Genomic DNA, 23,036 nt, shown 5'->3' with positions numbered 1-23,036 from the left:
ATGCTGTTGAGGCTATCCATCGGTGCACCGTGTTTTACTTGCACCTGCACTCTATGCGGTGGATAGCTTTTTTCCAACCCAACCCCAAAAAACTGTCCGGAGTGTTGCAAAAGAACTCAAAGCACCAGTCCTTAGCTTGCCGCCCGATGATCGGCTTACCCTGATCGCTGTCATTGTTGAATCCCTAAAAAATAGGACAACTACTCAAACTGACCGCTCTGAGGCCATTCAACGGATGAGGGGATTGTTAAAAACCGATCAACCTGCACCAACGGACGAAGAAGTAGCCGCAATGCTAGAAGAGCGGCGAGAAGCAAACGCAGGCCAGTAAGTAGCCACTGTCACCCACCTAACTCCATCAAATCTATGCCCCTAGCCATTGCTCCTGAATCCGCACCCATAGAAACCGACCCCCAAGGTGTTGTACGAGTCGCCAAAACTCGTGTCACCCTAGATACCGTTGTAACGGCTTTCCTTGAAGGATGCACACCAGAGGAAATCGGAGAGCAGTACCCATCCCTACAACTTTCAGGTAGTGCATTAATGCACGGGACAAAGGTCATCCGGCTTTTTCCTCTAGCCTGCACTAAAATGCACTACCCTTTATAAATGGCCTCTATAGAGATTGGGAAAGGCGATGTACGGCTTCGGTTTTGTCCTTACCCAGCTACCGATGGCGATAACCTGGCTTAGGCTTGCGTTCTGCCTAGGGAGCCATCAGACTGGGGGAGTAGTCCGACCCGTTAATCACCTATGCGAGCCCACATCGACCAGGACGTTCTCTACCTGCACCAGGACGATGTGCCTCCGTATAAAAAGTCCGGCTCGGTGGTGCGAAATAGTTATTTCTGGGCGCTGCGATCCATTGCGGATCGGGCGTTGTTTAACCAAGATTGGGAATTTGCCGATGAGGTCTGGCCCGCCCTCACCCGAATGTTGACCAGTTTTGCCGAGTCGGGCTATCTAGGCTATGGCGAAACCATGCTGGAATTTGCTGAGAATGCCGAAATCCCTGCGGTTCTCAAGCCCATGGCCACCTGGGTTAGCCCAGAGGAAGACGAAGACAAGGAGGACGCCCCCTAATCAGGAGCCCTAATCCACCGAGGCTGCATCCACCAAGACCGCAACGCTGGGGGATGCCCTAGGGAAGCGGGGCACTAGGGCTGGCGGCAGATGCCAAATACCGAGGTGAACCCGTGCAGGAAGGTGGTGTTGCCCACGGGGCCAATTTCGCCGCCGCAGAAGAATCCGCCTAGGGGCACCGGGCCAAGATATTGCTGAAACAGGCCAGAGTCAAAATTCGGGGCTTGGTAGAGACCCTCCCCTCGGCCCATGCAGGCAAACATCAGGGCTCCGGTGGGGGCAGGGCTTTGGCCCCGTTGATAGTTGCCCAGCCAATAATCGAGGTCTTCGGCGGAGGTGCGGGCATCGCGCAGATGGAACTGGATGCGCTGCCCCGGTCGCACTCGGTCGCCCACCGCAATGGCCCCTGCTTTTGGATCGACCCCCAACAGTGTCCGAATCAGAAAATCGCCTTGGTTAAGGGTGATCTTAAAACCATCCTGGGCAATGCCAATGAAGAGGGAATTCTGGGCCAGTTTGCGATCCGCCTCGCTGAGGGTTTGAATCAGCCTTTGCAGCACCTCCAGGGGCGGGCGATCTTCTCCCTCATGCTCTGGATCGCTGAGGCCGAGGACGATATTCCGTTCCGCTTGGCTAACTTGGTAGGCCGGGCCAATGGGACGGCAACCCTGGGCCACAATGGCATCCAACACAATGGCACCGGAAAGGGCCACCCCGACCACGCCCTCGCTGTGGAGGGTGCGGTGACAAAACAGGCCGCTCTGGCGGTTAAAGCCATCCACGCTGGCCAGTCCGCCCACCTTAACTGCCCCAGGATAGGCAAAATCTAGCCCCTGGATCAGGTCGTTAACGCTGGCCGCGAAGGGATCCGCCAGCAGAATAAATTGGGGATTCGTGGCCGGATCGACGCCAATCAGGTCAATCCAGGTATTGGGGGGGCTGTCGAGGTCGGGCAGATCGTCGCTGGACAGGTGGAAGGGCTGCACCGTCACCCCCGGCAGGCGGGCCACCGTGAGGCTGAGGGCCGGAGCCGATTCTACCTCCACCGCTTCCTCCGTGGTCGCCATTCCTACCACACCACCGCCACTACAACCCACCAATACAGGCATGGGCCACCGTTCTTGCAGGAGCGGCAACAGACGGGGAAATTCGCTGGCAAAGGCCGAAGAAATGAATACCAAGCCCAGATCCGGCGGCGCATCAAAGCTGGCCCTAAGGCGATCCGTCACCTCCTGCACCGCCCCCTCCAGAGAAGCCCGCTGGGAGAGGGCATTGGCCCACTGCATGGTCTGGGAATCACCCTTCATGGTCGGTTATCTCCTGCGTCGGTGGCGTTGTTTGGCCTCGGTAACTTGGCCTCGGTGACTTGGCCGTTAATGCTGAATGATACGAAGGCCAGTTGGCTAGGGTGAATGCCCCCTCAAGGTAGGGAAGGTCACCGAATTTAGGTCACTCTAGCGGTAAACTATACTGGATTTTACGGTTCGACAATTATTCGACAGCCAAAGGAATATTATGAGCGACAACATCCAAACTCGCATCCAAAGCGAAATTGAAAGCGCCCGTGCCGCCTGCGACACCGCTGGCAGCACCTCACAAGAGTGCGCCGCCGCCTGGGATGCCGTGGAGGAACTTCAGGCCGAAGCCTCCCACCAGCAGGCCAACGGTTCCGATAAAAACTCCTTTGAAACCTACTGCGACAACAACCCCGACGCCGACGAGTGCCGCGTCTACGACAACTAAGGTCAAATCCGGCTTGCTTGCCCCCGGTATCAATGGGTGAGGAGACCTCACCCCTACGACTTTCTGGGGTGAGCATTGGTTTTTTTGATTCGGATTTGGTACAAGAGACCGCAATGACGCTTACGGTTTACGGCATTCCTACCTGCACCACCTGCAAAAAGGCGCTCCAGTGGTTAGATCAAAACCACATCGCCTACGAATTTGTAGATACCAAGCAGCACCCCCCCAGCCGAGCTATGATTGCCGACTGGGTGGCTACCTTGGGAGCTAAGCCCCTACGCAACACCTCCGGCCAGGTCTACCGAACCCTGGGGGAGGAAAAACAAACCTGGACAGAGGCGCAATGGATTGACGCCTTTGCCGCCAATGCTATGCTGCTAAAGCGGCCCCTATTTGTGCAGGTAGGGCAGGCCATTGCTGTAGGGTTTCGGCCCCAGTCTCCGGCCCTACAAGCTTTGCTCACATCGCAACCCTGAATTGGCCCATCCGCCTGAGCCATCCAGTACCGTCTGACTCATGCCGGATGGGGACAACGCATCGTTAAGCCTATAGCGAAGCCACTTCCACCAAGGTGAGGTTGACGACGCTACGTACGGGGGTACCATCAGGTAAAAATAGGGTGAGTTTATAGTTTAGAGACTGTACGAAACAGCGCAGATATTCCTGACTACCCCAGGTAAAGACGTAAATCGGTGGTCGATCTTTCCCATCTAAAAACTCAACAGCCTGTCTAAATTTGCTGATATATTCCGTGTAGACATTGCCGCCACTTTCGTAGGTGTCAAAAACAATATTGCTAATGGTTAGTCGCCAAGGTTCTGGAGAGCCAAAACTAATTTTAGGCACACCAGAATCCGTCCGAGAACCAGGAGATGAGTTGAGGTTAACCGTACGATCAAAATTCAACTCCGTCGGGTTAAACATAAACTCGATGGTATCAATCGTACTGTTTCCTTCCCGTGCAATGAGTTTTGCTTTAATGGGATTAGTCATAGTATTAACATCATCTCAAACGTTTGGAATAGAAACGACCATGGCGCTCTTTTTCAATGACTAAGCGCTGACGCATTCTCTGATAAATCTCCTGGGCCAACTGTTCTAGGGCATGGGCTTTTTCAGAACGGTTAGCTTCCCCGTGGCTCTGATTCGCCTCAATCGTTGTAAAGGGTGTATCTTCCTTAGCCTGAATCAGAAAACTGGGCCTAGGTGGAGAGACTGCCCCCCCATGTTGAGCCTGGATAGAGGGTGGATTTCGCGACTTCAACACAGGCTTTGTTCGGGAGATCGTTAGTTTTCTCTGGATAGGAGCTATGGATACCGTTGGCAATGCCATTGGTGGTGCTATGGGCGAGGCTTTTGGTCGCTCTATTGGCGACTCTATGGGTGGTGCAATCGGTGGTGCAGTCAGTGACATAATCGGTGAGACAAGAGAACTTTTCATGGTTTCCTCTGATGCATCGGACTCTAGCTGAGGGTCATTAGATAATGCGACTGAGGGTGAAGAGGATAGCATTTGAGATGTTACTAAATCTGCTAAACTTTGCCATTCCATCGGCAGTTCTGACCAGTCGTTGGCTTCTGATCGTTGGACTAATCCTGCTTCTACCTTAGGCTCTTTAACCCAGCTAAATACAGCCTTCTCCGATGATTGAACCTGTGTCGTATTTACTTCAGTCGGCTTAGAGAAGCAGGATATATTTGTTTCAGTTTTTTGAGTCGAATCTGCATCAATATCAGATAATTGATAAGATTCAGACACAGGCTTTTCAGTATGTTGAATTGAAAATTCATCTACTCCAGATAGTTGAGAGGTGTCGGGCGTAGCCTTTCCAGTGTGTTGGAACGCAGTTGGGTCTACCTCAGGTGATTGAGAAACGTCAACCCCAAGCTCTTCTGTACGTTGAATAGAAACCTCCTTGGGTGATTGAGGAGAGAGAGATTCAGCTTCTTTAGATTTTTGAATCTGAGTAGCCTCTACTCTAGACAATACATTCGGTAAGGAAAGAGAAGTATTTTCGCCGTTATTTGTTTCATCTCTATACAGCGGCTGCTGATGCTCATGAGTTGATATTGAGGATGGCAGTGGTAAATCATCACTAGTCTGTTCATCTTGTGAAGTCCACAAAGTTAATCCAGAATGGCCCAACTCATCCTGGCGCTGAAGCAGAGTAGAAGTCCCTTCTATCAGGAATACTTCTGCCTCAGATTGAGGTTGATCTGAACGTTCTAACCCATCATCAGAGTGTTCTAAGATGGCTCCAATTCCTATTTTTCTTTGTAGTATTTCAGGCGAAGACTGAAAACCAATAACAACTGGTAACTGTTCGTAGTCGGTTTGGCCCTGATGCTGGAATAGATTCTTTGGTGATTCCCGTTGATTAGGCCACGCTTGTGATGAATGAACTGCACTTCGATCAAGGTTTCGTTGTACAGAGCTGCTGGGCAATGATTGAGGTCGTACAAGCTGCTCCCCTAAGGAGGCTATATCGATTCCTCGAACGCTATAGCTTCCGCCTTCATCAGGATTATTGACTAGGGCACTGTTAGATAATACTTCACCTGGTTGCAATAGATTATCGGAACTGAAAGAGGCTACCGTAGGTTCTGATAATTCATTCATTGAGGAGTTAGCATAGTACTCATTAGATCGCTGAATGCTGTCAGGCGATCTTCGCTCAGATCCAGGAGATATTGCTTCAGCCCTTGAAAGTGTCTTAGAAGCTGAAGAGATGTCAGAATACACCTCACCTGAGAGTTGAGGATTTTGAGATAATAGTTCTCTTTCATCTGTCAGGATTTCAGTATTGAGGGTATCTTCTCTAGCCGCAGATAGACTCTCTAAGAAAAAGATAGGACTGTCATGGCTAGATCGCTGGATAGGTTCAGATAATCCTTCCCCAGTTATAGCCTGAACTTCAGGACTTAGAGAGCCGACGGAGTTGATTTCATCAAGCCTCTGAACTCTTTCAGGTAAAAAATTACTTGTTCTAGGTGAACTATCAAACCCTAGAGAGTCGGTTGTGGATGCTGAACTGGAAGTTGCCAGAAAATTAGCACCCTTTTTGCCAGATGCCAGACTGCTGCTAGACGATATCGCCTCAGCCCCTGGTAGGGTTTCAGGAGTTTGAGAAGCGACAGGAGGTTCAACTATCTCGTCTACTAAGTAGCTATCACAATGTTCACTTGATTTTTGAATATTGTTAGGGACTAAATTTTCAATGTTCGGTAGAACCTCTGATTGCAGAAAATTGTCCGTAGACCCAAAATCTTTTGAAGAAGTGATATGAGCCTCAGCAGACCGTTGAATACTTCCAATCAACAATTCTTTAAAACTGGGTGAAGCTTCAGACCTAGAATCATTTTCTACAGGTGTGAATATGGAGTTTGCTGAAATATTAGTGCTATTTTCCCTACTTTCTTGAATGTTTTCAGAAGATAATATTTCAGTCTTGAGAAGAGCCTCAGAGCTCAATAACTCTGTTATGGGTACAGATATAGAATCGGCAGAAAATTCAGAACTACTCTCGCTGGGTGTCTGAATGCTCTCAGGTAATGTTGAGTCAGCTTTTTGTAAAGCTTCAGAAGTCGGAGAAACCTCAACGGTTGGGGAAGGCATCTCAGGTAAAGATGCAGAATATTCTGAAGACATAAGACTATTGGCACTAGATCTTTGTAGTCCTTCAGTCGTTTCTTCCTCAGACCTGGGAAGAATTTCAGAACTCAGTATTTTTCTTGCAGGTGTTGATGAAGAATCTGAGATTGTGTCCTGAACTTTTGGGGCGATCTCGACCCTGGTAGCATTCGCTGTAGAACCCGATATAGGATCTGTGGTGGACGTGAGATCATTACTAACAGATCTCTGAATATTGTCATGGGCTAATTCTTCAGTCCCTGATTGAGTCCTGGGTTGAACATCAGAAGCTAGAGAATCTAATGGAGATGCTGATACAGCGGATGAGGGAAATGTAAGATTACTCTCATTGATTTCCTGAGTACTTTGTCCCTGAGTACTTTGTCCCTGAACACTTTCAAGGAATGATTCTTTTACTTCAGTTGAGGTTTTATGGCCTGGAAATTCTAACGTAGGTTTAGAAATAGTACTTTTTATAAGATCAGGATTGCTCTTCCCCACTCTCTGAATACTTTCAGGTGATGATGATTTAATCTCTGATATAGTCTTATTGATGGCTAACTCTGTTGTAGGTTCAGATATAAGATCTGGTGTAAATAATATATTGCTTTCACCAGATCTCTGGATGATTTCAGGCTGTACTTCCTCAGAACTTCTCAGACTTTCAACAGTTAGAGGGTTTTCTATTGGTGAGGATATAGCCCCTGCTCTGGACTCGGGATAACTATCATTCGATAGCTGAAGGCTAGCAAGTAATATCTCATCCTCCTCTTTGGGCTCAGGATAGTTATCATTCGATTTCTGAAGGCTATCAAGCAATGTTTCATTATCCTCTGATAGAACTTCAGAGCTTAAAGAAGCCTCTATGGGCTCAGGTTTAGAATCAGAGGGGAAGAAAAGACCAGCCTCGCTAAATCTCTGCACACCTTCAGGAGATAGTGCTCTAGGAACTGATAGACTTTCTGGATTTAGAGAATCTGTTGTGGATGTGGGTATGAGTTCGGTTGAGGGGATAGAATTGTCTGATCCAAAAGCCTTGAGTCCAACCTCAGAACTAGGCGAATTCATCTTAGATGTTGCTAGAGCATCTGATAATAATGCTAGCGGACTATCATTTGTTCTTTGAACATTTTCAGAGGGTAATGTTTCAGATCTGGGTAGATTCTCAGAAATCAAGGACTCTGCTGTGGGTGTAGAGATAGAATCTGTAGAGAAGACCGCACGGCTCTCGCTGGATGTCTGAATACCTTCAGGAAATGTGGATTCAGTTTTTTGTGAATCTTTAGATTTTTGTGAAGGGATAGAAATTGGAGTGACTTCAAAAGTTGAAAAATTTGCTGAAGATATCAAATCTTCTGAAAGCGTGAATTTCTGTTCACTAGATCTCTGGATTATTTCAGGTATTGATTCCTCAGATTTTGGAAGAGTATCAGAACTCAAAGAATGGTTTGTAAATATCTTATCTGGAGATATTGATGTGGAATCTCCTGCAAAGTTAGTCGTGTTCTCACTGATTCTCTGAACACCGACAGTTGATGATTTTTCAACCTTGGATGGAACTTCAGGGTTGGCAAGATCTGCGGTAAGTGCTGGCGTAGTATCTGCTTGAGGTGAAGGCATAGAACCTGCGGAGAAGAGAGAACTGTCATCACTCAGTTTTTGGATATTTTCAGATGATGCCATCTCAGCTTTTTGGGCACCTTCAGGAATCAGGGAACTCGCCGCAGGTTTAGAGGTAGGATTTTCGGGAGAAGTAAAATAGTCTTCACTAGATCGCTGTTTTTTTTCAGGAGAGGATACCTCAATCCCAGACAGAATTTTAGAATTAAGAAAATTACTAGCAGATTCAGGTACTTGACCTAGCGAAATAACGGGATTTTTCTCACCTACCCTCTGAATAACCTCAGACAGTCTTGTCACCCCTTTTGGCAGAACCTCAGAATTGAGGGAGTTTTCTAGAAAATCTTTTGGGGAAGCAGGATTATTTTGACTAGATCTTTGAATATGCTCAGGTGATGAGTATTCAGTATTGGGTCGAGTTTCAGCGCTGAGAAAATCTGTTGCAGCTATTGATATCGGATTTACTAAGGAACTGAAATTATCATCACTTTCTTTTTGAATATTTTGAGGTGATAACTGTCCAGCTTTTGCTAAATCCTCAAAGCTTGGAGGATTGACTATAGAAGCAGATTCTGCATCGATTATGAAGCCGGGATTGCTCTTCTGATATCTTGGTATTCTTAAAAGCGATGCTTCTTTATCATCAGCCTTTAATGGGTTCTCCAAGCTTTGAAAATTTGTCATTGCTGTCGATGTAGTATCCGATGACAGATTGGATGCTATATCACCAGTCTTCTGAACACCTTGAGGTAATGTTTTCCCATGCATTAGCGAATTTTCTGACCCCGAAGAATCTTCCATAGGTGCTGATGTAGCATCCGATAGGAGATCGGACGCTACATCACTAGATCTTTGAATATTTTGAGGCCATGAGTTCCCAGGCATTAGTGGGTTTTCTGGACTTGGGGACTCTGTTATAGATGATGATGTAGCATCCGATGAGAGGCCGATATTATTATCGTTAGACCTTTGAACACTTTGAGGCAATGTCTCTCTATGCCTTAGTGAATTTTCTGAATTTGGAGAATCTGCCATAGATGCCGATGTAGCATCCAATAAGAGATCGGAGTTATCATCACTAGATCTTTGAATATTTTGAGACCACGTTTCCCTAGGTCTTAACGAGTCTTCTGGGCTTGGGATCTCTGTCATGGGTGCTGATGTAGCATCCGATGAGAGGCCGATATTATTATCGTTAGACCTTTGAACACTTTGAGGTAATGTCTCTCCATGCCTTAGTGAATCTTCTGGATTTGGAGAATCTGTCATGGGTGCTGATGTAGCATCCGATAGGAGATCGGACGCTACATCACTAGATCTTTGAATACTTTGAGGCCATGAGTCTTCAGGAATTAGTGGATTTTCTGAGTTTGGTAGCTCTGTCATAGATGCTGACATAGCTGCCGATGAGAGGTCACTATTATTATCGTTAGGGCTTTGAACACTTTGAGGTAGTGTTACTCCATGCCTTAGTAAGTTTTGAGGATTTGGAGAGTCAGCTATCAGTACTGATGTAGTATCTGCCAAAGAAGAGGAACACTTCTCGCTAGATCTTTGGATATTTTCAATGGATGATGATGATGTTTTATCTGTTCTAGGCAGAGCTTCAGGACTTGTGAAAAAGGTAGAATTAGGTTCATCTAATTTTTGAATAATTTCAGATGAAATAACTTCATTTCTTGGGATGACTTCAGCTTTTGTGATATTCGCTGCAGAGTCAAATGTAGGATTTTCACTAGGAACAAAGCCAACCTCATCTGACTTTTTAATATTTGTAGAAGGATGAATTTCTTCGGACTTTGGCAATATGTTGATATCTAATAAATCTACTAGAGATGTAGATATAGCATCTGCTGAGAAGATCGCATCACTATTGCTAAAATTTGGAATGATTTCAGCTCCCAGTTCTTCATCTATAGGTGAAGTTTTAGGATCTGGAACATCTGATACGTGACCAGATATAGAATCGGTTGGGAAGGTTGGGTGAATTGCGCTAGATCTCTGAACGGTCGTATTCGATAATGATGACTGAGGTTGGCTTTCATCATTGAATGGAGTAGCGCTGGATTGTGTGTCTAATGTTTCTGATTGGGTCTCAGGTGTTAGCGGTACTGTAATAGGTTCTTCGCTGGAACGGTGGATGATTTTAGAGGAGACTTGACTGGATTGAGGTAAAGGTTCTGGAGTATCTAGTCTATTTAAGGCATCTGAGTGATGTTCAATCTCTGAATTAATGACATCCTTAGGCGTCTCTTGCAACGATTCGACCGAGAAATAATCGTTTTTTGCAATGGTTTGGTTTGATTGAAGAGAAATAGAATATCCAGGATTAGAATCAGACGTTACTTCTAACGCTGTCTCTGGTTGGGAAGAAAAACCACTTTCATTTGCCTGCTGTGTTTGCAGAGGAGTGGGTGGGGTGGAGAAATCAATCACAACAGGCAAATGATCGTGCCCTGCTAGAGGGTGGTTTTCTGTCCCTGGGGTTGGCTGGATTTTGGTATTGGGCTGGGGGTGGAAGAGGCTTTCTAGAGATGTGTCATTGGGTGTGGTTGGAGACGGTGGGGTGCTTTCCGAGGATGAATGGCTTTGAATGAGGGGATTCTCAGACGTTGGAGTAGGGATTGAAGGGATATTTTTCGGTGCAGATTGTCTGTTCACTAAGCGAGGTGCGGACGCTGGGAGAATATGTCCTGAATCAGCGGGCAAGGAGACCTCACCCCTACGATTTGACGGGTTGAGAATCGGGTTTCTCTGATTCGGATTTGGTATGAGAGGATATTCAGAGGTGGGAGTGGAAGCTGAGGAGACGTTCTCACCTGGAGCATTTATTGAGATAACAGGATGGTCAGATGTTGAGGAAACGTTCTCTGGTAGAGCCTTTTCTGATGTGGATTTTCTGTTGATGAGGGGATGCTCAGCGGTGGGGGTGGCCTCTTCGGTGAGAGGTTCGATATCGGGAAGGCCAGCCGGAAAAAAGTAGGCTAGGTCGAGCACGCCCAGGGTACGTACACCGAGAGGCTGGTGATGACCCAGGGGTTGATTGGCGGCGGCGGCGAGGGAATCGACCATTGGCACAGAGAGAATGGGGAATTAGTTGCTAGAAAAATAGCCGGAGGCATCGCGCCGAAGATTGGTAGATGCGCCGCCACTGCTACCTTTGAAGACGACTTTCAACCCCTCGTAGGCAAGGGTCAGTTCTTCAAGAGCTACGGTGGAGGAATCGGCCTGGAGGGTGGGGGCTTTCCAACTAATTGGAACGGCCCCAATCAGCGTCCAGCACTGCATTGTTTCGCCCGCTTGGTTGAACAGTAAAATGTTGATATTGCGACGGTAACTAGGCGGATTGCTACTGCCGGATCGCTGGGTCAGGAGAGGCGAAATCCAGTCCCAAAAAACAGGATCATTGCTGAGGCCGCGCCGTAGGGTAACGTCGGAAAATTCCGCTGGCCCTAACAAAATTCGTTGCTGTTCGTTCACTCCCCCTTCCATTAGGATTTCTTTTTTAATTTGCACACCTAGGCCACTGCACTCGCTAAAGGAAGCCGTGATTTGGCTCTCGATTTCCACATAAAAACGGTTGGAGGTGACGTAGTTGAGCCCAAAGGTGTCGGCTCCGTTTTTGGCATTGGTGGAAGAGGGGGGTGGCATGGTTTTGGTTATTGGCTCTTAGCGGTTAGGGGCGGATTAGAAAATACGACATACGTCCTAATAGAAAATTAACGGGTTCGTTGGCGGAAAAGGTCTGTTTGGAGGAGGGTATAGATGTGGTCGCAGAGGTGCTGGAGAGCGATGGGGTCGTCTAGGATTTCGGCAGCGAGTTGGCTGATGGTCGCTCGGTCTTCGTTGGTGAGAGCGTCGGTGTGGAGTAATGGTGTCCCGATGGGGGTAGATCCTTGAGCAGGGTTGGGCACTGTGGGGAACTGGCTGGTAAGATCTGTGAGGTTTTGGTGGTTTGCCATGGCAGTTAGGGTCTCGCCGGGGTTGGGTGGGGACGTGCCGCCGTGTGTCCGTCCAGGGGATTGGGGCTATTCGGTAAGGTCGTTGATTTGGTCAATCCAGCGGTTGCGATCACGGTGTTCTAGGGTCAGGATTTCCTCCAGCGTCCAGTGAACCTGCATGGATAAAAAGGCTACCTCCGCTTGCAGGTCGGCGGCGGGGTAGCTTACCACTCCCCCGCCAGGGCAAGTTCTAGATGAAAAACGTGTTGGCATTGGGGGCATTGGGCCGGAAGGTGAACTTCTCCTGACTGGTTGATGCGGTTATAGAACTCACGCAAGTAGGCCAAATCTACGGTAAATAGGTCTTCCAAACAAGCAGGGGTGAGATTGCCCAGATTGCCGAGACGGGTGATGACCTGGGAAAGCATGACCAAATCCCCATAGCCCGGTTGAGCCTGGGCGGTGCGGTTTCGCGCTACCGTCATCTCGTCGCGGGCGGTGGCCAGTCGCATTACCCCCCGCCGATGCAGGACGCCATCGGCCCCCACGAGGCCACGGGGGAGTTCAAAGGGAAATTCAGTGGGGGGGAGGGGGGAGGGCATGGGGGAGTCGAGAGTCGAGAGTCGGGAAGAGAAAATCGAGAGGCGTGACTAGGGGGTGAGATCGTTGATGTGGCGGTAGAAGCGTTGCAGGTAGTCGAGGTCGCAGGCGAAGAGGTCTTCGATCACCAAGGGTGAGACTTCAGGGAGGGTACCGAGGCGGGTGATCACCCGCGACAGAATCAGCACTGTGGCGTAGGCGGGGTTGGCCCGCACCCTGGGATCGCGCATGGGCACAATTTCGTCCATGGCTTTGGCGAGGCGCATAATTCCCTGTCGATGGCAGTTTCCGGTACTGTCTAGGTAGCCCTTGGGTAGTTCAAAGGCGAATTCTAGCTGAATTGACCCAGGTTGTGGGGTAGCGGGCGAGGCTGGCGCAGAGGCCACAGAGGCCACAGACCCCGACGCAACCGAGGGCTGGGCCGGGGCAGATTTGACCACGGGGGGCAAGTTCAGGTTGTTGCTCATTTGTATGGCCATCGGTCACCTAGCCTTGTGGAGTTGAGCGTTATCGGTGGTGCATTGCTTCGCGTTGGCAAAGCCTCGCCTTGGCGTTATGCACCTACGTTAGGTGGGTTTGACTCCGGAGCGTTTGAGGGATTCCACGACAATTTCCATTTCTTCGATGTTAAAGTCGCCGCTTTTAACGTCGAGGTCGGAGATTTTGTAGCGCATGGGCCAAGCGCGTTCAAAGGTGAACCGAAATTGTTCTTCTCCCGCTTGGTTGTAGATGACTAGGGAGCCATCCCGACGTTGGTCGGCCCATTGACCGGATTGCACCTTATCCAGCCAATTCCAGAGGGTCATGGAGGTGGTGAGTCCTCGCCGCAGGGTGAGGTTGGTATAGGTGGAATTTCCTGGCAACTTAGTTCGGATCACTCGCCCCTTAGAATCGCCATTTTTGCCCCAAAGTTGGGGCGTTACCTCACTAATTTCGATGACATCTTGGGACGACTGGAAGCCACTACAATCCATAAAAATTCCGTCCACGCTATCGGTGCTGCCGTCGAGTTTGATCTCTAGGTAGAACCGGGCGCTGGTGAGAATTTCTGGAAAGGCTAGCATGGTTTGGTTTCCTATACCTTGCGAGTTACCTGAGTAAAGTATAGCTCTAGGCTATCTTCCGCTAGTTGTCCACCACTATCCACGGAGAGGGAGTTAATTTGAGTTGCCGTACCGGGAAATAGATCCGTGAAGTTAAAGCGCATGGCTTCTTTACCGTCTGGATCGTAAATCACTAAGGATCCGGTTTTTCGGCTTTTGGTGGCCTCAGAACCGCCGCCAGAATAGGTATCAACGTGGCATTTGTTGTACCAATCGTAAAGTTTCTTTTGGTCGGATTCGTTCCCCCCTACGTAGGTGAGTGTGATCCGAGAATCATACTCCACACCACCAATGGTCGCCTGGGTCTGGGTTTTGGCATCCTTGGAGACGCCAATGGCGGCATCCCCCCCGGCCACCTTGAGCGAAATGGAAGGGCCACTCACCTTTTTGACGAACAAACTGGTGACGCCATCAATTTCAAAGTAAAATCGCGAGCTGGTTAAATACTGAACCATGATCAGTTATTCCTCAAATAACACCAAGTACTCACATCCCTACTACTTCGTTCGGTTAAACTTTTCGCAGGTAATGGTATAGGTTTCCTCAATGTAGCTATCGGTGGTGATATCTAGATCGGCACACTTGTATTTAGAGGGCCAAGCTACTAGGAAGTCCCAACGAGCCACCTCTTTGCCATCAGTATCATAGGCGGTGATACTACCTTCCTTGGTGCTGTCTCGCCATTTGCTTTTACCCCCATTGGAAGCAGGTAAGCATTCCTCAAACCACTTATACATTTTGACACTGGTGCTCGACCCATCGCCGCTGGCGATACAGACACAGTCAAAGTTAAATAAGCCTTCAAAGCCTGCTGAGTTGACCTGCCAAATAGTTTTGCCACCCTTAGTAGTGCCTACGGCCTGTTGTCCACCTTGGACTTTAGGCTGGTAGTTGGGAATATTAACGCTCTTAAAGATCGCTTCTTCCCCTTCGGCAATTCCCTTAATCTCCAAATAAAAACTACTGGGAGCAATGGGTGTATTCAGTTCTGCCATAACAACGTTTCCTCCTGAAAATCATACAAAATGGGGTATCCTCCCCCCGATCTAATTCGAGATATCAGGGAGAGGAATGGGGATCTTTACTGGTTAGGTGCCCATTGGCTGATGCGGAAGATGACAAATTCCGCCGGACGCACGGGGCAAACGCCCACTTCCACGTAAAGGCGGCCCAGCATCATGGTTTCGTGGGTGTTGAGTTCGCCATCGCATTTGACGTAGAAGGCTTCGGCGGGGGAGGCCCCAAACAGGGCACCTTCGCGCCAGAGCCGTTCTAGGAAGTTGCTGACGGTGCGGCTCACCCTGGCCCAGAGGTCTTGGTCGTTGGGTTCAAACACCACCCACTGGGTGCCGATCTCGATGGATTTTTCGATGTAGCTGAGCAAGCGGCGTACGCTGATGTAGCGCCACTGCACGTTGTCGGGTTCCACCAGGGTGCGGGCACCCCACACTTTGAGGCCCCGCTGGTAGTTGGCGAAGTTGCGGATGCAGTTGATGCCCATGGGGTTGAGCAGTTCTTGCTCGCGCATGTTGGTTTCGTAGGAGAGGCCAATCACGCCCCGTGGGGTTTCGTTGGCCGGGGCTTTGAACACGCCACGGGATTCGTCGGTGCGGCACCAAATGCCCATCATGTGGCCGCAGGGGGGCACCATAATCGGGCGTCCGGCGTTGCGGGGGTTGGCCACTTTAATCCAGGGATAGTACAGCGCCCCAAACATGGATCGGCGGTTGAACAAACTGAGCCACTGGGCCACGTCCTGGGGTTTTTGCTGCTCTGGAGCCACCGGATCCATGCTCTTACCAGGCTTGACCGGGGGCGCATCCAGCACCGCCATACGGTAGGCGGGGCCGGGGAAGGAGTTTTCGCACATGCTGAGCATGGATTCCATCACCCCATGCACCTGATCCATATCCATCAGGCCGTTTTGGTAGACCCGCATTAGGTCGGGGAAGGCGATCATGGCCGCTTCATCCACCTCAAACATGCCCTGCATCCCGGTGCGGTCGTCTCGCTGGCCCTGGATATCGCGGGAGAGGCGGCCTTCGGGGGAAATGTAGGGCGGGGGGGCCACTTCATAGATCCCATTGGCGGGGCGGCGGGAGAGGGCTTGACCAGAGACGGAAATATCCGCCAGGGTGACGTATTCCGAATCGGCCAGGGCGGTGACGACGTAATCGGCCACGTCGGCCTCCGGCTCTGGGTTCATGGTGAGGTTGGGGTAGCGCTCCAGTTCTTCGCCGTTTTGGGTAACGATGACGGTGAAAAACTCCCCGGTATTCAGGGGCGGTTCGGCGTCTTCGTCGGCATCGTCGCCCAGGGGCTTGGGTTCGCCATCGGTAACCACCACCCGCACCCGACTGCCTCCGGCGGGGGGCAGGGCCGGGGCATCGCTGGCCTCCGCCACTTGCAGGTTAAACCGCAGGGCGGGCTTGCCGCTGGAGGTCATTAGCTTGTGGCCCGTATCCTCTGGGGGGGGCACCGGGGAACCGGGCAGGCGGGTGCCAATGCTGGTCACCCAACAGCGACCACCACCGTTCATAAACCAGCCATTCACCGCAAAGGGTAGGTAGGCATCAAAATCGGTAAAGCCGTCGGAACCGGGTTTGGCAAAGGCTTCGAGATACTGGTTCCAGTTGGTGACCAGCATGGGCTTGAAGAGTTCGGCATCGCCCCGCACATCTTCGGTAAAGCCGATAAAGCCGCCCACGCTGAGGCTGACCCCATCAATGGGGCGACTACCGCGATCCACTTCTTCGACGTATACACCGGGAGCAAAATAATCTAGGGCCATGGGCCGCCATCCTTTTCTAAGCTAGGGGTTCGGTTTTGGGTCTATCTGGAAATTGGGCGCACAAAGGCCACCGCACCTCCTCACGGCGGCGCATGGGGCAGCGGCAACTCGTTTACCCCCAGCCGCTCGCCTAGGGGCACATCAAAGGGAGCCGTCACCGAAATTTGCAGGGCCGGACGCAGGGGAATGCCCAGGGTGAGCCAAAAATCGGGCTGGGCCATGAGGGTAATGGGGGCCACATGCAGGGGCAGGGCCGGATAGTGGCGCAGGGTTGGTGACAGGAACCGCTGGGGCAAATGGGGCGATTGCAGCAGCAGACTGAGGCTTTCTGACAGGAGGGTCTGCTCCCCTAGGGCGGTGTGGTCACAGGCCATCAGCGCGAACACGATATTGAACCAAATCGGCTGCAATCTGTCCCCCTCATCTACCCTGAAATCCTCAGCCCTACCTAGGCCGGAACCCCGGTAGGGCTGAGGATAGGGACTCTGGGCCGACTGAATCTCATAGTGGTATAGGTGCAGGCAGGGCTTCATTTCATGGGTGATCTGCCCTGGATAGCCAAAGTCAATCTGCTCGGTGCCCGTAAGGGTGGGGCCGGATGCCAGTAGGTTCGCTACCGCCTGGGCAATGGCAGAGATCATAGACCTGACCGAATAGGTTCGCAGGTATAGCTTAGGCCCGCTCCATCGTCTCCACGATTAGACTTAGGTCGAAACTTTGGCCGATCCATAGACGATCCCCCTGGGCGGTGGTTGATCCCCACCTAGCCAGAATCCCTCTGCGTCAGTCCTTCCTAGGGCGAGGGAATTCTAAATTTTGTTGAAAAAGTACGGCCAATCTGCAAAAAAAACGAGACACTAGCCATAGTTATTCCTTTGTTTTTCTTCAATTTTTTTTAAACTCCTTTTACAAGAAAATAACCTGATATATAGCCCTAGGAGCCCCTTGCCATCCCCCACCCCTACAGCCCTAGAGCCTTAGAGCCTTCAAAACCTCAGAACCTTCAAAATGGATGACTGGATACACACTAGTTGGCTGGCAAAGCTTGCTAGAACCCAGTTCCGGCAAGGGTATGCCCACTAATAAAGCATCCAAGCTCAGCCCTCATCCCCCAACCCCTTCTCCCTTAGGGAGAAGGGGAGCCAGATTCAGAACTCCTCTCCCTTGGGATAGGGGCAGGGGTGAGGGCTCAGGTCATGGCAAATGGATAGTCATTTCTATGGAACACTCCAAAGAGGGTTAGGGGCTAACCCCTACATTATCCCAAGGCTGTAGGGGCGCGGTTGCCACGCCCAACGCAGGATACTTTGTCAGTCAACCAGAGATACACGCCTTGTTTTCACCTAACAATTCCTAGGATATCCCCCTAAGTTTCCCTCTAAAAAGGGGATAAAAAAGGGGATCTGATCCGCCAATATCATTCATATGGAATATGTCTTAAGAACTTAAGCTTTTATTCAGAATTAACCGAGCCTTCATCGTTCTATTGATGGGTTTACTGAGAAGCTTCTCCAGGTCATCTGCCAAGATTTTTGCCTTTTCGTCCTTTGGAAATCCTAGCCATGATGATATCAGCGGCCCCAATGGTACCTCAGCCCAACCCCTATGAACCTGAGGAAAGTGGGGAAAGTGAGGATTTAGGCTGGGGGGATGGCTCGTCGGTCTGCCAGTTGCAGCTTAGGGGACTGGTGCGGCAGGGGGCGGCGGCGGCGGGATGGATGGCCTACGCCATGGGTTCGCAGTGGCAGAGGTGCCAGGTGGTGGCCCCAGGGGTGGCCGAGGGCACTGTACCCGACTCGGCAACCGTCACTTCGGAAACCTTTTTGCAGCGTCTTACCCGTCAGACCACGGAGGTGCAGCCGGAGGTGTGGGCCTTTTGCCATCGCCCCCCCAGGCCGGGGCCGGGATGGATCTACGGCGTGAAGTTTCGGATTTTGCACAGCACCGACTGGGCCTATGTGCTGCTGTGGTTTCCCGATGCCCCAGATTTCGGTGTCCCAGGTCTGGCTACCCCAGAGGCCGAGGCTCTAGCCCCGACCTTTCCCAACCTGCTGACCGAGGTGGCGGCATTACAAACGGCCCTGCGGTTGGATCGGGAGCATCAGCATCAACGGCAACAGGTGGATCACTACCAGGACATTTTGCGTTGCCTGGAGCACCAACTGCGCCATCCCCTGGCTATGGTGCATCTCTATGCGGCGAATCTACAAAACAGCTTGACCCAGGAAGGCGACCGCCAACAGGCCCAAACGATCCGCGAGGCGGTGGGCCACCTCAGCGATCAACTCACGGATTTAATCGCCGGATGCCAGCGCTCCCAGGTGCAGGCGGAACGATGCTCGGTGCCTGATCTGTGGGCGGAAGCATGGCAGGGGCTGCGGTTGGTGGCCCAGGGTAAAGGGGTAAGCCTGGATTTGGGGGATCGCCCCCTGACGATCTGGGGAGACCGGGCGCAGTTGGTGCAGGCCTTTACTAATTTGCTGCACAATGCCCTTTGCTTCAGCCCGCCCCAGGGTCAAATTCTCGCCCAGTGGCAAGCCTTTCAGCGGGAGGTGGTGATCACCCTGGCGGATCAGGGGCCGGGGTTGTCGCCAACGGATCTCCAGCAGATGTTTCGGCCCTACTATTCCCACCGTCCCCAGGGCAGCGGTTTAGGGTTAACGATTGCCCGCCACATTGTGCAGCAGCACGGCGGTAAACTCTGGGCCGAGAACCTACCCCAGGGCGGCGCACAGTTTTCCCTGGCGTTACCCCTGGCCTGCCCCTAGCCGACGTTCCGGCCTGGGGCTGGAGAGAGGGAATGGTGTCTGAGTTCGATGGTGTCTGAGTTCGTCTGAAGTTCCGCGTTTGGTCGTTGTTTTCTACCCGTTATGGATAGCCTCGCTCCCGTTTCGCTGCTGTTGGTGGATGATTCTCAACCCTTTCGCCAGGGCATTCGTACCCTGCTGGAGTTTTACAATGCCAGCGCATCGCCACCGCTGACGGTGGTAGGGGAGGCGGTAACCGAGGCCCAAGCGGTGAAGCTGGCCCAAACCCAGCACCCTACCCTGATGCTGCTGGATATGGAACTGGCCCAGGGCAATGGTTTGACGGTGTTGGGCCACCTGCGAGACATGGCCCACGCGCCCAAGGTGCTAGTGCTGTCGGTACATCGGGAGGATGAGTGGGTGTTTCGGGCCATGCAGGCCGGAGCCCAGGGCTATGTGTGCAAAGACCGGGTGGCCGACCAACTGATTACCGCCATCGCCACAGTGTTGCGGGATGAGGTCTATCTATCGCCGCAGCTTGCCGCCAGCTTTTTCCGGCTGTTTCGGTTCTATGGGGGCCAGCCTCGCCACAGCAACCACACCGTCCACCTCACGGATCGCGAACAGGAGGTGCTGCACTGGCTGGTGCAGGGCGCGTCTAACGATGCCATTGCCCGCCATCTCCATGTCACCGTGGCCACGGTGAAGGCCCATCTGACGGGCATTTTTGAAAAACTCAACGTCACTAGCCGCACCCAGGCCATCGTCAAAGCCCTCAAACTCGGACTGGTTTCCGCATGAGCAACCACCTCGCCATTGCCACCGTCACCGCCGTGCTCCAGCGCACCCTCCAGGCCAGCGTGCAGCGCCATGTGGAATCGGTGCGGATTTCCACCGTGGCCCCCCACCGCATTGGTCAGGGCACCCCCGAAACCGGGATTAACCTATTTCTCTACCACGCCAGCCGCAACAACGCCCTGAAAAACCCCGATGCCCAGGCCCAACGCGCCCGCAACAAACGCACCCCCTGGCGACAAACCGCCCTCGAACTGCACTACATCCTCAGTTTCTACGGCAACGAGGCCGAACTGGAACCCCAGCGGCTGATGGGCAGCGTCGTTCGCACCTTTAACGACCGCACCACCCTCTCCACCCAACTGATCCAAGACACCCTCAACGACTCCACCTTTAATTACCTAGAGCAGTCTGATCTGTCCCAGCAGGTGCAGGAATTGCAGATTGTGCCGGAGGATTTGTCCCTAGAGGATTTGTCGAAGGTGTGGTCGGTATTTTTCCAAACCCCCTACGCCCTCTCCCTGGCCTACAAAGTGATGGCCGTGGTGATCGATGGCGAAGACCCCGCCGAACGGGCGCTGCAAGTGCGGGAGCGGCCCATCCAGGGCATTGCCCCCTTCCCCAGTCGGCCCCAGGTCAATCGGGTGTTGGCCGACACAGGGCCGTACCACCCCATCCTGCCCACCACCTGCCTCCAGATTCAGGGCCATCACCTCAAGGGTGTTCACACCCAGGTGCGCCTGGGCCAGCAGGAGGTTACCCCCCAGGATTTGGCTGACGATCAGATCAGTCTGTCCTTGGCCACGGTGCCCACCCTACGGGCCGGAATCCAAAGCCTGCAAGTCATCCACCACCGGGAAACCGTGCGTCACCCAAGCGAACCCGCCGCCCCCAGCCTGGGCCTGAGTTCTAACCCGGTGCCCTTTACCCTCTGCCCGGTGCTGCAATCCGTCCAGGTTGAGGAGGTCTCGAACCACGATGGCGACACCTGCACCGCCCGCCTCAGCCTCACCGTTACGCCCACCGTGGGGGCCAGTCAGGGGGTGATGATCTCCCTCTACGAATGGTCTACCCAACAGCCCGCCACCTACCTAATGGAAGCGCCCTCCCGCACCGAAGACAGCGACCAGCTCACCATCGCCGTCCAGGGCATCCAACCGGGCACCTACCTGGTGCGCCTGATCATCGACGGAGCCGAAAGCCCCCTCGACATCGACCCAGACCCCGCTAGCCCCACCTACCAGTGGTATGCCCAGCCCAGGGTTCACATTGCCTAGGGCCATTCGGTTTCGCCATCGGGTTTGCTACCATACCCAACATCAATCCTAGAGAACATTAATCCTAGAGAACGCAACCATGACAACTCCCTTTCGTGTGGGTGTGGCTGGCCCGGTGGGATCCGGCAAAACGGCCCTGGTAGACCATCTCTGCAAGACCCTGCGCAACCGCTTCTCCATTGCCGTGGTCACCAACGACATCTATACCCAGGAAGACGCCCAGTTTTTAGTGCGCAGTCAGGCGCTCAGCCCCGACCGCATTGTGGGGGTGGAAACCGGGGGCTGTCCCCACACCGCCATTCGCGAAGATGCCTCCATGAACTTGGTGGCTATCGAGGACTTGGAAGCCCGTTTCGACCCTCTGGATCTGGTGTTTGTGGAAAGCGGCGGCGACAACCTGGCCAGCACCTTTAGCCCCGAACTGGTCGATCTCACCCTCTACGTCATCGATGTGGCCGCCGGGGACAAAATTCCTCGCAAGGGTGGCCCCGGCATCACCAAATCCGACTTTTTAGTGATTAACAAAATTGACCTAGCCCCCATGGTCGGAGCCAGCCTAGCGGTGATGGATCGCGACACTCGCACCATGCGCGGCCCTCGCCCCTTTGGCTTCACCAACCTCAAAACCACTGACGGACTCCCGGCCATCGTCGATTTCATCCTAGACCGGGCTGGTCTCAGCCCAGAGGATCGCCCAGCCCCCGTTGCCCTGGAACCGTGAGACTTCCCCCGATGACGGCCCTTCCCCCTTCTCCCTCGGTCGATCTCACGCCAGCGGTCATTCAGCGGGTGCGGGAGGGGGTAGCCATGGCCCAAAACCCCACGGTGCGGCGGCATATTGCCCAGGATTTAGAAGCCCTGAGCGCTATGGCCTCTGGGCGGGCCGATGGGCGAATGAGCGGTCGGTTTCGGCGGTGGCTGCTGCGGCGCTTTATCAAAGCCTTTTTCCGGGTGCAGATTGAAAATCCTCAGTACATTCCCACCCAGCCCAATGTGCTGGCGGCCAACCACCTCAGCCACCTAGACCCGTTTTTGATTCTGGCCTTTGTGCCGCCCCACCCCTACTACTACATCCTGGGCGATGCCCGCACCCTCTACAACAAACGCTGGAAACGCTGGCTACTGGGTTGGGCCAGGGGGGTGATTCCCCTAGAGCGTTGGTGGAAGGAGGAGATTGCGGTGATGGCAGCAGCCCAGGCCGACCGTCCAGATTTGGTAGATCTCGCCGCCACCATTCAGCAATCGGTGCCTAATGGCAGTTCCATTCAGCAAATGCGCCAGATTGACCAGGCCGTGCAAACCATTTTGGGCCGAGGAGACGGGTTGATGATCTTCCCGGAGGGCCGTTTGGGGGAGCGGGAGGGCCAGATGCATCCCCTCAAACGAGGCACCGTGCTTTACGCCATGCGATCTGGGGTGCCCATTGTGCCCGTGGCCATCATTGGAACGAAGGAACTCTACTTTCGCAAACGGCTAACCCTGCGCTTTGGCCCTCCGGTGTCGGTGCCCCACCAGGCTCGCCCCAAGCGTCAAGACATTGATGCCGCCCTGGCCCAGTTTGAGCAAGCCTTCGCGGCACTGCTGCCTGCCAACTACCAAGATCCCCCCGGCCCCAAGTTCCTGGCCCACTGGCTCAACCACCTGTTTTGGTAGAGGCCAGCGACCCCACGACCAAGCGTCCGCGTCTCATTTTTTGGCAAAAGGG

At 52.5% G+C, this 23,036-nt stretch carries 23 protein-coding genes; 10 read left to right on the top strand and 13 right to left on the bottom strand.

The window, feature by feature from the left end:
- Positions 1 to 136: 136 nt before the first annotated feature.
- The 3 genes from H6G62_RS28560 to H6G62_RS09375 all read left to right on the top strand — a co-directional run bounded on the left by H6G62_RS28560 (position 137) and on the right by H6G62_RS09375 (position 1,083).
- Positions 137 to 331 carry a hypothetical protein gene (locus H6G62_RS28560; RefSeq protein ID WP_347239322.1) on the top strand — a complete coding sequence of 65 codons (195 nt, stop codon included), beginning with the start codon at positions 137 to 139 and terminating at the stop codon, positions 329 to 331.
- Positions 332 to 366: 35 nt separating this feature from the next.
- Complete coding sequence (locus H6G62_RS28305) at positions 367 to 609, top strand: DUF433 domain-containing protein (RefSeq protein WP_199324866.1); 243 nt, start codon at positions 367 to 369, stop codon at positions 607 to 609.
- 144 nt (positions 610 to 753) lie between these two features.
- Positions 754 to 1,083, top strand: a complete 330-nt coding sequence (locus H6G62_RS09375; RefSeq protein ID WP_190494385.1) for a hypothetical protein — start codon at positions 754 to 756, stop codon at positions 1,081 to 1,083.
- A gap of 74 nt (positions 1,084 to 1,157) precedes the next feature.
- On the opposite strand, the gene H6G62_RS09370 is transcribed toward H6G62_RS09375, so the two are convergent.
- Complete coding sequence (locus H6G62_RS09370) at positions 1,158 to 2,369, bottom strand: FIST N-terminal domain-containing protein (protein ID WP_347239321.1); 1,212 nt, start codon at positions 2,367 to 2,369, stop codon at positions 1,158 to 1,160.
- Positions 2,370 to 2,598: 229 nt separating this feature from the next.
- Between H6G62_RS09370 and H6G62_RS09365 the strand changes: the two genes are divergently transcribed.
- On the top strand, positions 2,599 to 2,826 hold the full coding sequence (locus H6G62_RS09365) for a Calvin cycle protein CP12 (RefSeq protein ID WP_190494382.1): 228 nt from the start codon (positions 2,599 to 2,601) through the stop codon (positions 2,824 to 2,826).
- A gap of 113 nt (positions 2,827 to 2,939) precedes the next feature.
- Complete coding sequence (locus H6G62_RS09360) at positions 2,940 to 3,302, top strand: Spx/MgsR family RNA polymerase-binding regulatory protein (protein ID WP_190494381.1); 363 nt, start codon at positions 2,940 to 2,942, stop codon at positions 3,300 to 3,302.
- 70 nt (positions 3,303 to 3,372) lie between these two features.
- Here H6G62_RS09360 and H6G62_RS09355 read toward each other — a convergent pair whose 3' ends face one another.
- The 12 genes from H6G62_RS09355 to H6G62_RS09300 all read right to left on the bottom strand — a co-directional run bounded on the left by H6G62_RS09355 (position 3,373) and on the right by H6G62_RS09300 (position 17,153).
- Positions 3,373 to 3,819: a hypothetical protein gene (locus tag H6G62_RS09355; RefSeq protein WP_190494378.1), complete on the bottom strand. Its 447-nt coding sequence runs from the start codon at positions 3,817 to 3,819 to the stop codon at positions 3,373 to 3,375.
- Between the two features lie 10 nt (positions 3,820 to 3,829).
- Positions 3,830 to 10,786, bottom strand: coding sequence for a hypothetical protein (locus H6G62_RS09350; RefSeq protein ID WP_190494375.1), 6,957 nt, complete (start codon positions 10,784 to 10,786; stop codon positions 3,830 to 3,832).
- Between the two features lie 384 nt (positions 10,787 to 11,170).
- Entirely contained in the window at positions 11,171 to 11,728 is a 558-nt protein-coding gene (locus H6G62_RS09345; protein ID WP_190494373.1) for a phage tail protein, read from the bottom strand.
- A gap of 68 nt (positions 11,729 to 11,796) precedes the next feature.
- The gene (locus tag H6G62_RS09340; RefSeq protein ID WP_190494371.1) at positions 11,797 to 12,039 is read right to left on the bottom strand and encodes a hypothetical protein; all 243 of its coding nucleotides are present in this window, start codon (positions 12,037 to 12,039) and stop codon (positions 11,797 to 11,799) included.
- A gap of 66 nt (positions 12,040 to 12,105) precedes the next feature.
- The gene (locus tag H6G62_RS09335; protein ID WP_199324868.1) at positions 12,106 to 12,249 is read right to left on the bottom strand and encodes a DUF6760 family protein; all 144 of its coding nucleotides are present in this window, start codon (positions 12,247 to 12,249) and stop codon (positions 12,106 to 12,108) included.
- Positions 12,243 to 12,620: a phage tail assembly protein gene (locus tag H6G62_RS09330; protein WP_190494368.1), complete on the bottom strand. Its 378-nt coding sequence runs from the start codon at positions 12,618 to 12,620 to the stop codon at positions 12,243 to 12,245. The genes H6G62_RS09335 and H6G62_RS09330 overlap by 7 nt, the downstream gene beginning before the upstream one ends.
- 48 nt (positions 12,621 to 12,668) lie before the next feature.
- Positions 12,669 to 13,085, bottom strand: a complete 417-nt coding sequence (locus tag H6G62_RS09325) for a hypothetical protein (protein WP_242051908.1) — start codon at positions 13,083 to 13,085, stop codon at positions 12,669 to 12,671.
- Positions 13,086 to 13,184: 99 nt separating this feature from the next.
- On the bottom strand, positions 13,185 to 13,682 hold the full coding sequence (locus H6G62_RS09320) for a phage tail protein (protein ID WP_190494367.1): 498 nt from the start codon (positions 13,680 to 13,682) through the stop codon (positions 13,185 to 13,187).
- Positions 13,683 to 13,693: 11 nt separating this feature from the next.
- A complete protein-coding gene (locus H6G62_RS09315; RefSeq protein ID WP_190494365.1) occupies positions 13,694 to 14,176 on the bottom strand; it encodes a phage tail protein in 483 nt (160 codons plus the stop codon).
- 42 nt (positions 14,177 to 14,218) lie between these two features.
- Positions 14,219 to 14,716: a phage tail protein gene (locus H6G62_RS09310; RefSeq protein WP_190494362.1), complete on the bottom strand. Its 498-nt coding sequence runs from the start codon at positions 14,714 to 14,716 to the stop codon at positions 14,219 to 14,221.
- A gap of 86 nt (positions 14,717 to 14,802) precedes the next feature.
- Entirely contained in the window at positions 14,803 to 16,512 is a 1,710-nt protein-coding gene (locus H6G62_RS09305) for a phage tail sheath C-terminal domain-containing protein (protein ID WP_190494359.1), read from the bottom strand.
- Positions 16,513 to 16,592: 80 nt separating this feature from the next.
- The gene (locus H6G62_RS09300) at positions 16,593 to 17,153 is read right to left on the bottom strand and encodes a Pvc16 family protein (protein WP_190494357.1); all 561 of its coding nucleotides are present in this window, start codon (positions 17,151 to 17,153) and stop codon (positions 16,593 to 16,595) included.
- A 921-nt stretch (positions 17,154 to 18,074) separates the two neighbouring features.
- Here H6G62_RS09300 and H6G62_RS28300 point away from each other — a divergent pair.
- From H6G62_RS28300 to H6G62_RS09275, 5 genes are all read left to right on the top strand, one after another.
- A complete protein-coding gene (locus H6G62_RS28300) occupies positions 18,075 to 19,280 on the top strand; it encodes a HAMP domain-containing sensor histidine kinase (protein WP_190494355.1) in 1,206 nt (401 codons plus the stop codon).
- A 102-nt stretch (positions 19,281 to 19,382) separates the two neighbouring features.
- The gene (locus H6G62_RS09290) at positions 19,383 to 20,060 is read left to right on the top strand and encodes a response regulator transcription factor (RefSeq protein WP_190494353.1); all 678 of its coding nucleotides are present in this window, start codon (positions 19,383 to 19,385) and stop codon (positions 20,058 to 20,060) included.
- Positions 20,057 to 21,331: a DUF4255 domain-containing protein gene (locus H6G62_RS09285; protein WP_190494351.1), complete on the top strand. Its 1,275-nt coding sequence runs from the start codon at positions 20,057 to 20,059 to the stop codon at positions 21,329 to 21,331. The genes H6G62_RS09290 and H6G62_RS09285 overlap by 4 nt, the downstream gene beginning before the upstream one ends.
- 79 nt (positions 21,332 to 21,410) lie before the next feature.
- Positions 21,411 to 22,052, top strand: coding sequence for an urease accessory protein UreG (ureG, locus tag H6G62_RS09280; RefSeq protein ID WP_190494349.1), 642 nt, complete (start codon positions 21,411 to 21,413; stop codon positions 22,050 to 22,052).
- A gap of 11 nt (positions 22,053 to 22,063) precedes the next feature.
- Positions 22,064 to 22,984, top strand: coding sequence for a lysophospholipid acyltransferase family protein (locus tag H6G62_RS09275; RefSeq protein ID WP_190494347.1), 921 nt, complete (start codon positions 22,064 to 22,066; stop codon positions 22,982 to 22,984).
- The last annotated feature ends 52 nt before the right edge of the window (positions 22,985 to 23,036 follow it).

This window comes from Phormidium sp. FACHB-1136 (genome assembly GCF_014697375.1).
GTDB lineage: Bacteria > Cyanobacteriota > Cyanobacteriia > Phormidesmidales > Phormidesmidaceae > Nodosilinea.
This window is presented reverse-complemented; position numbering and strand designations above follow the sequence as displayed.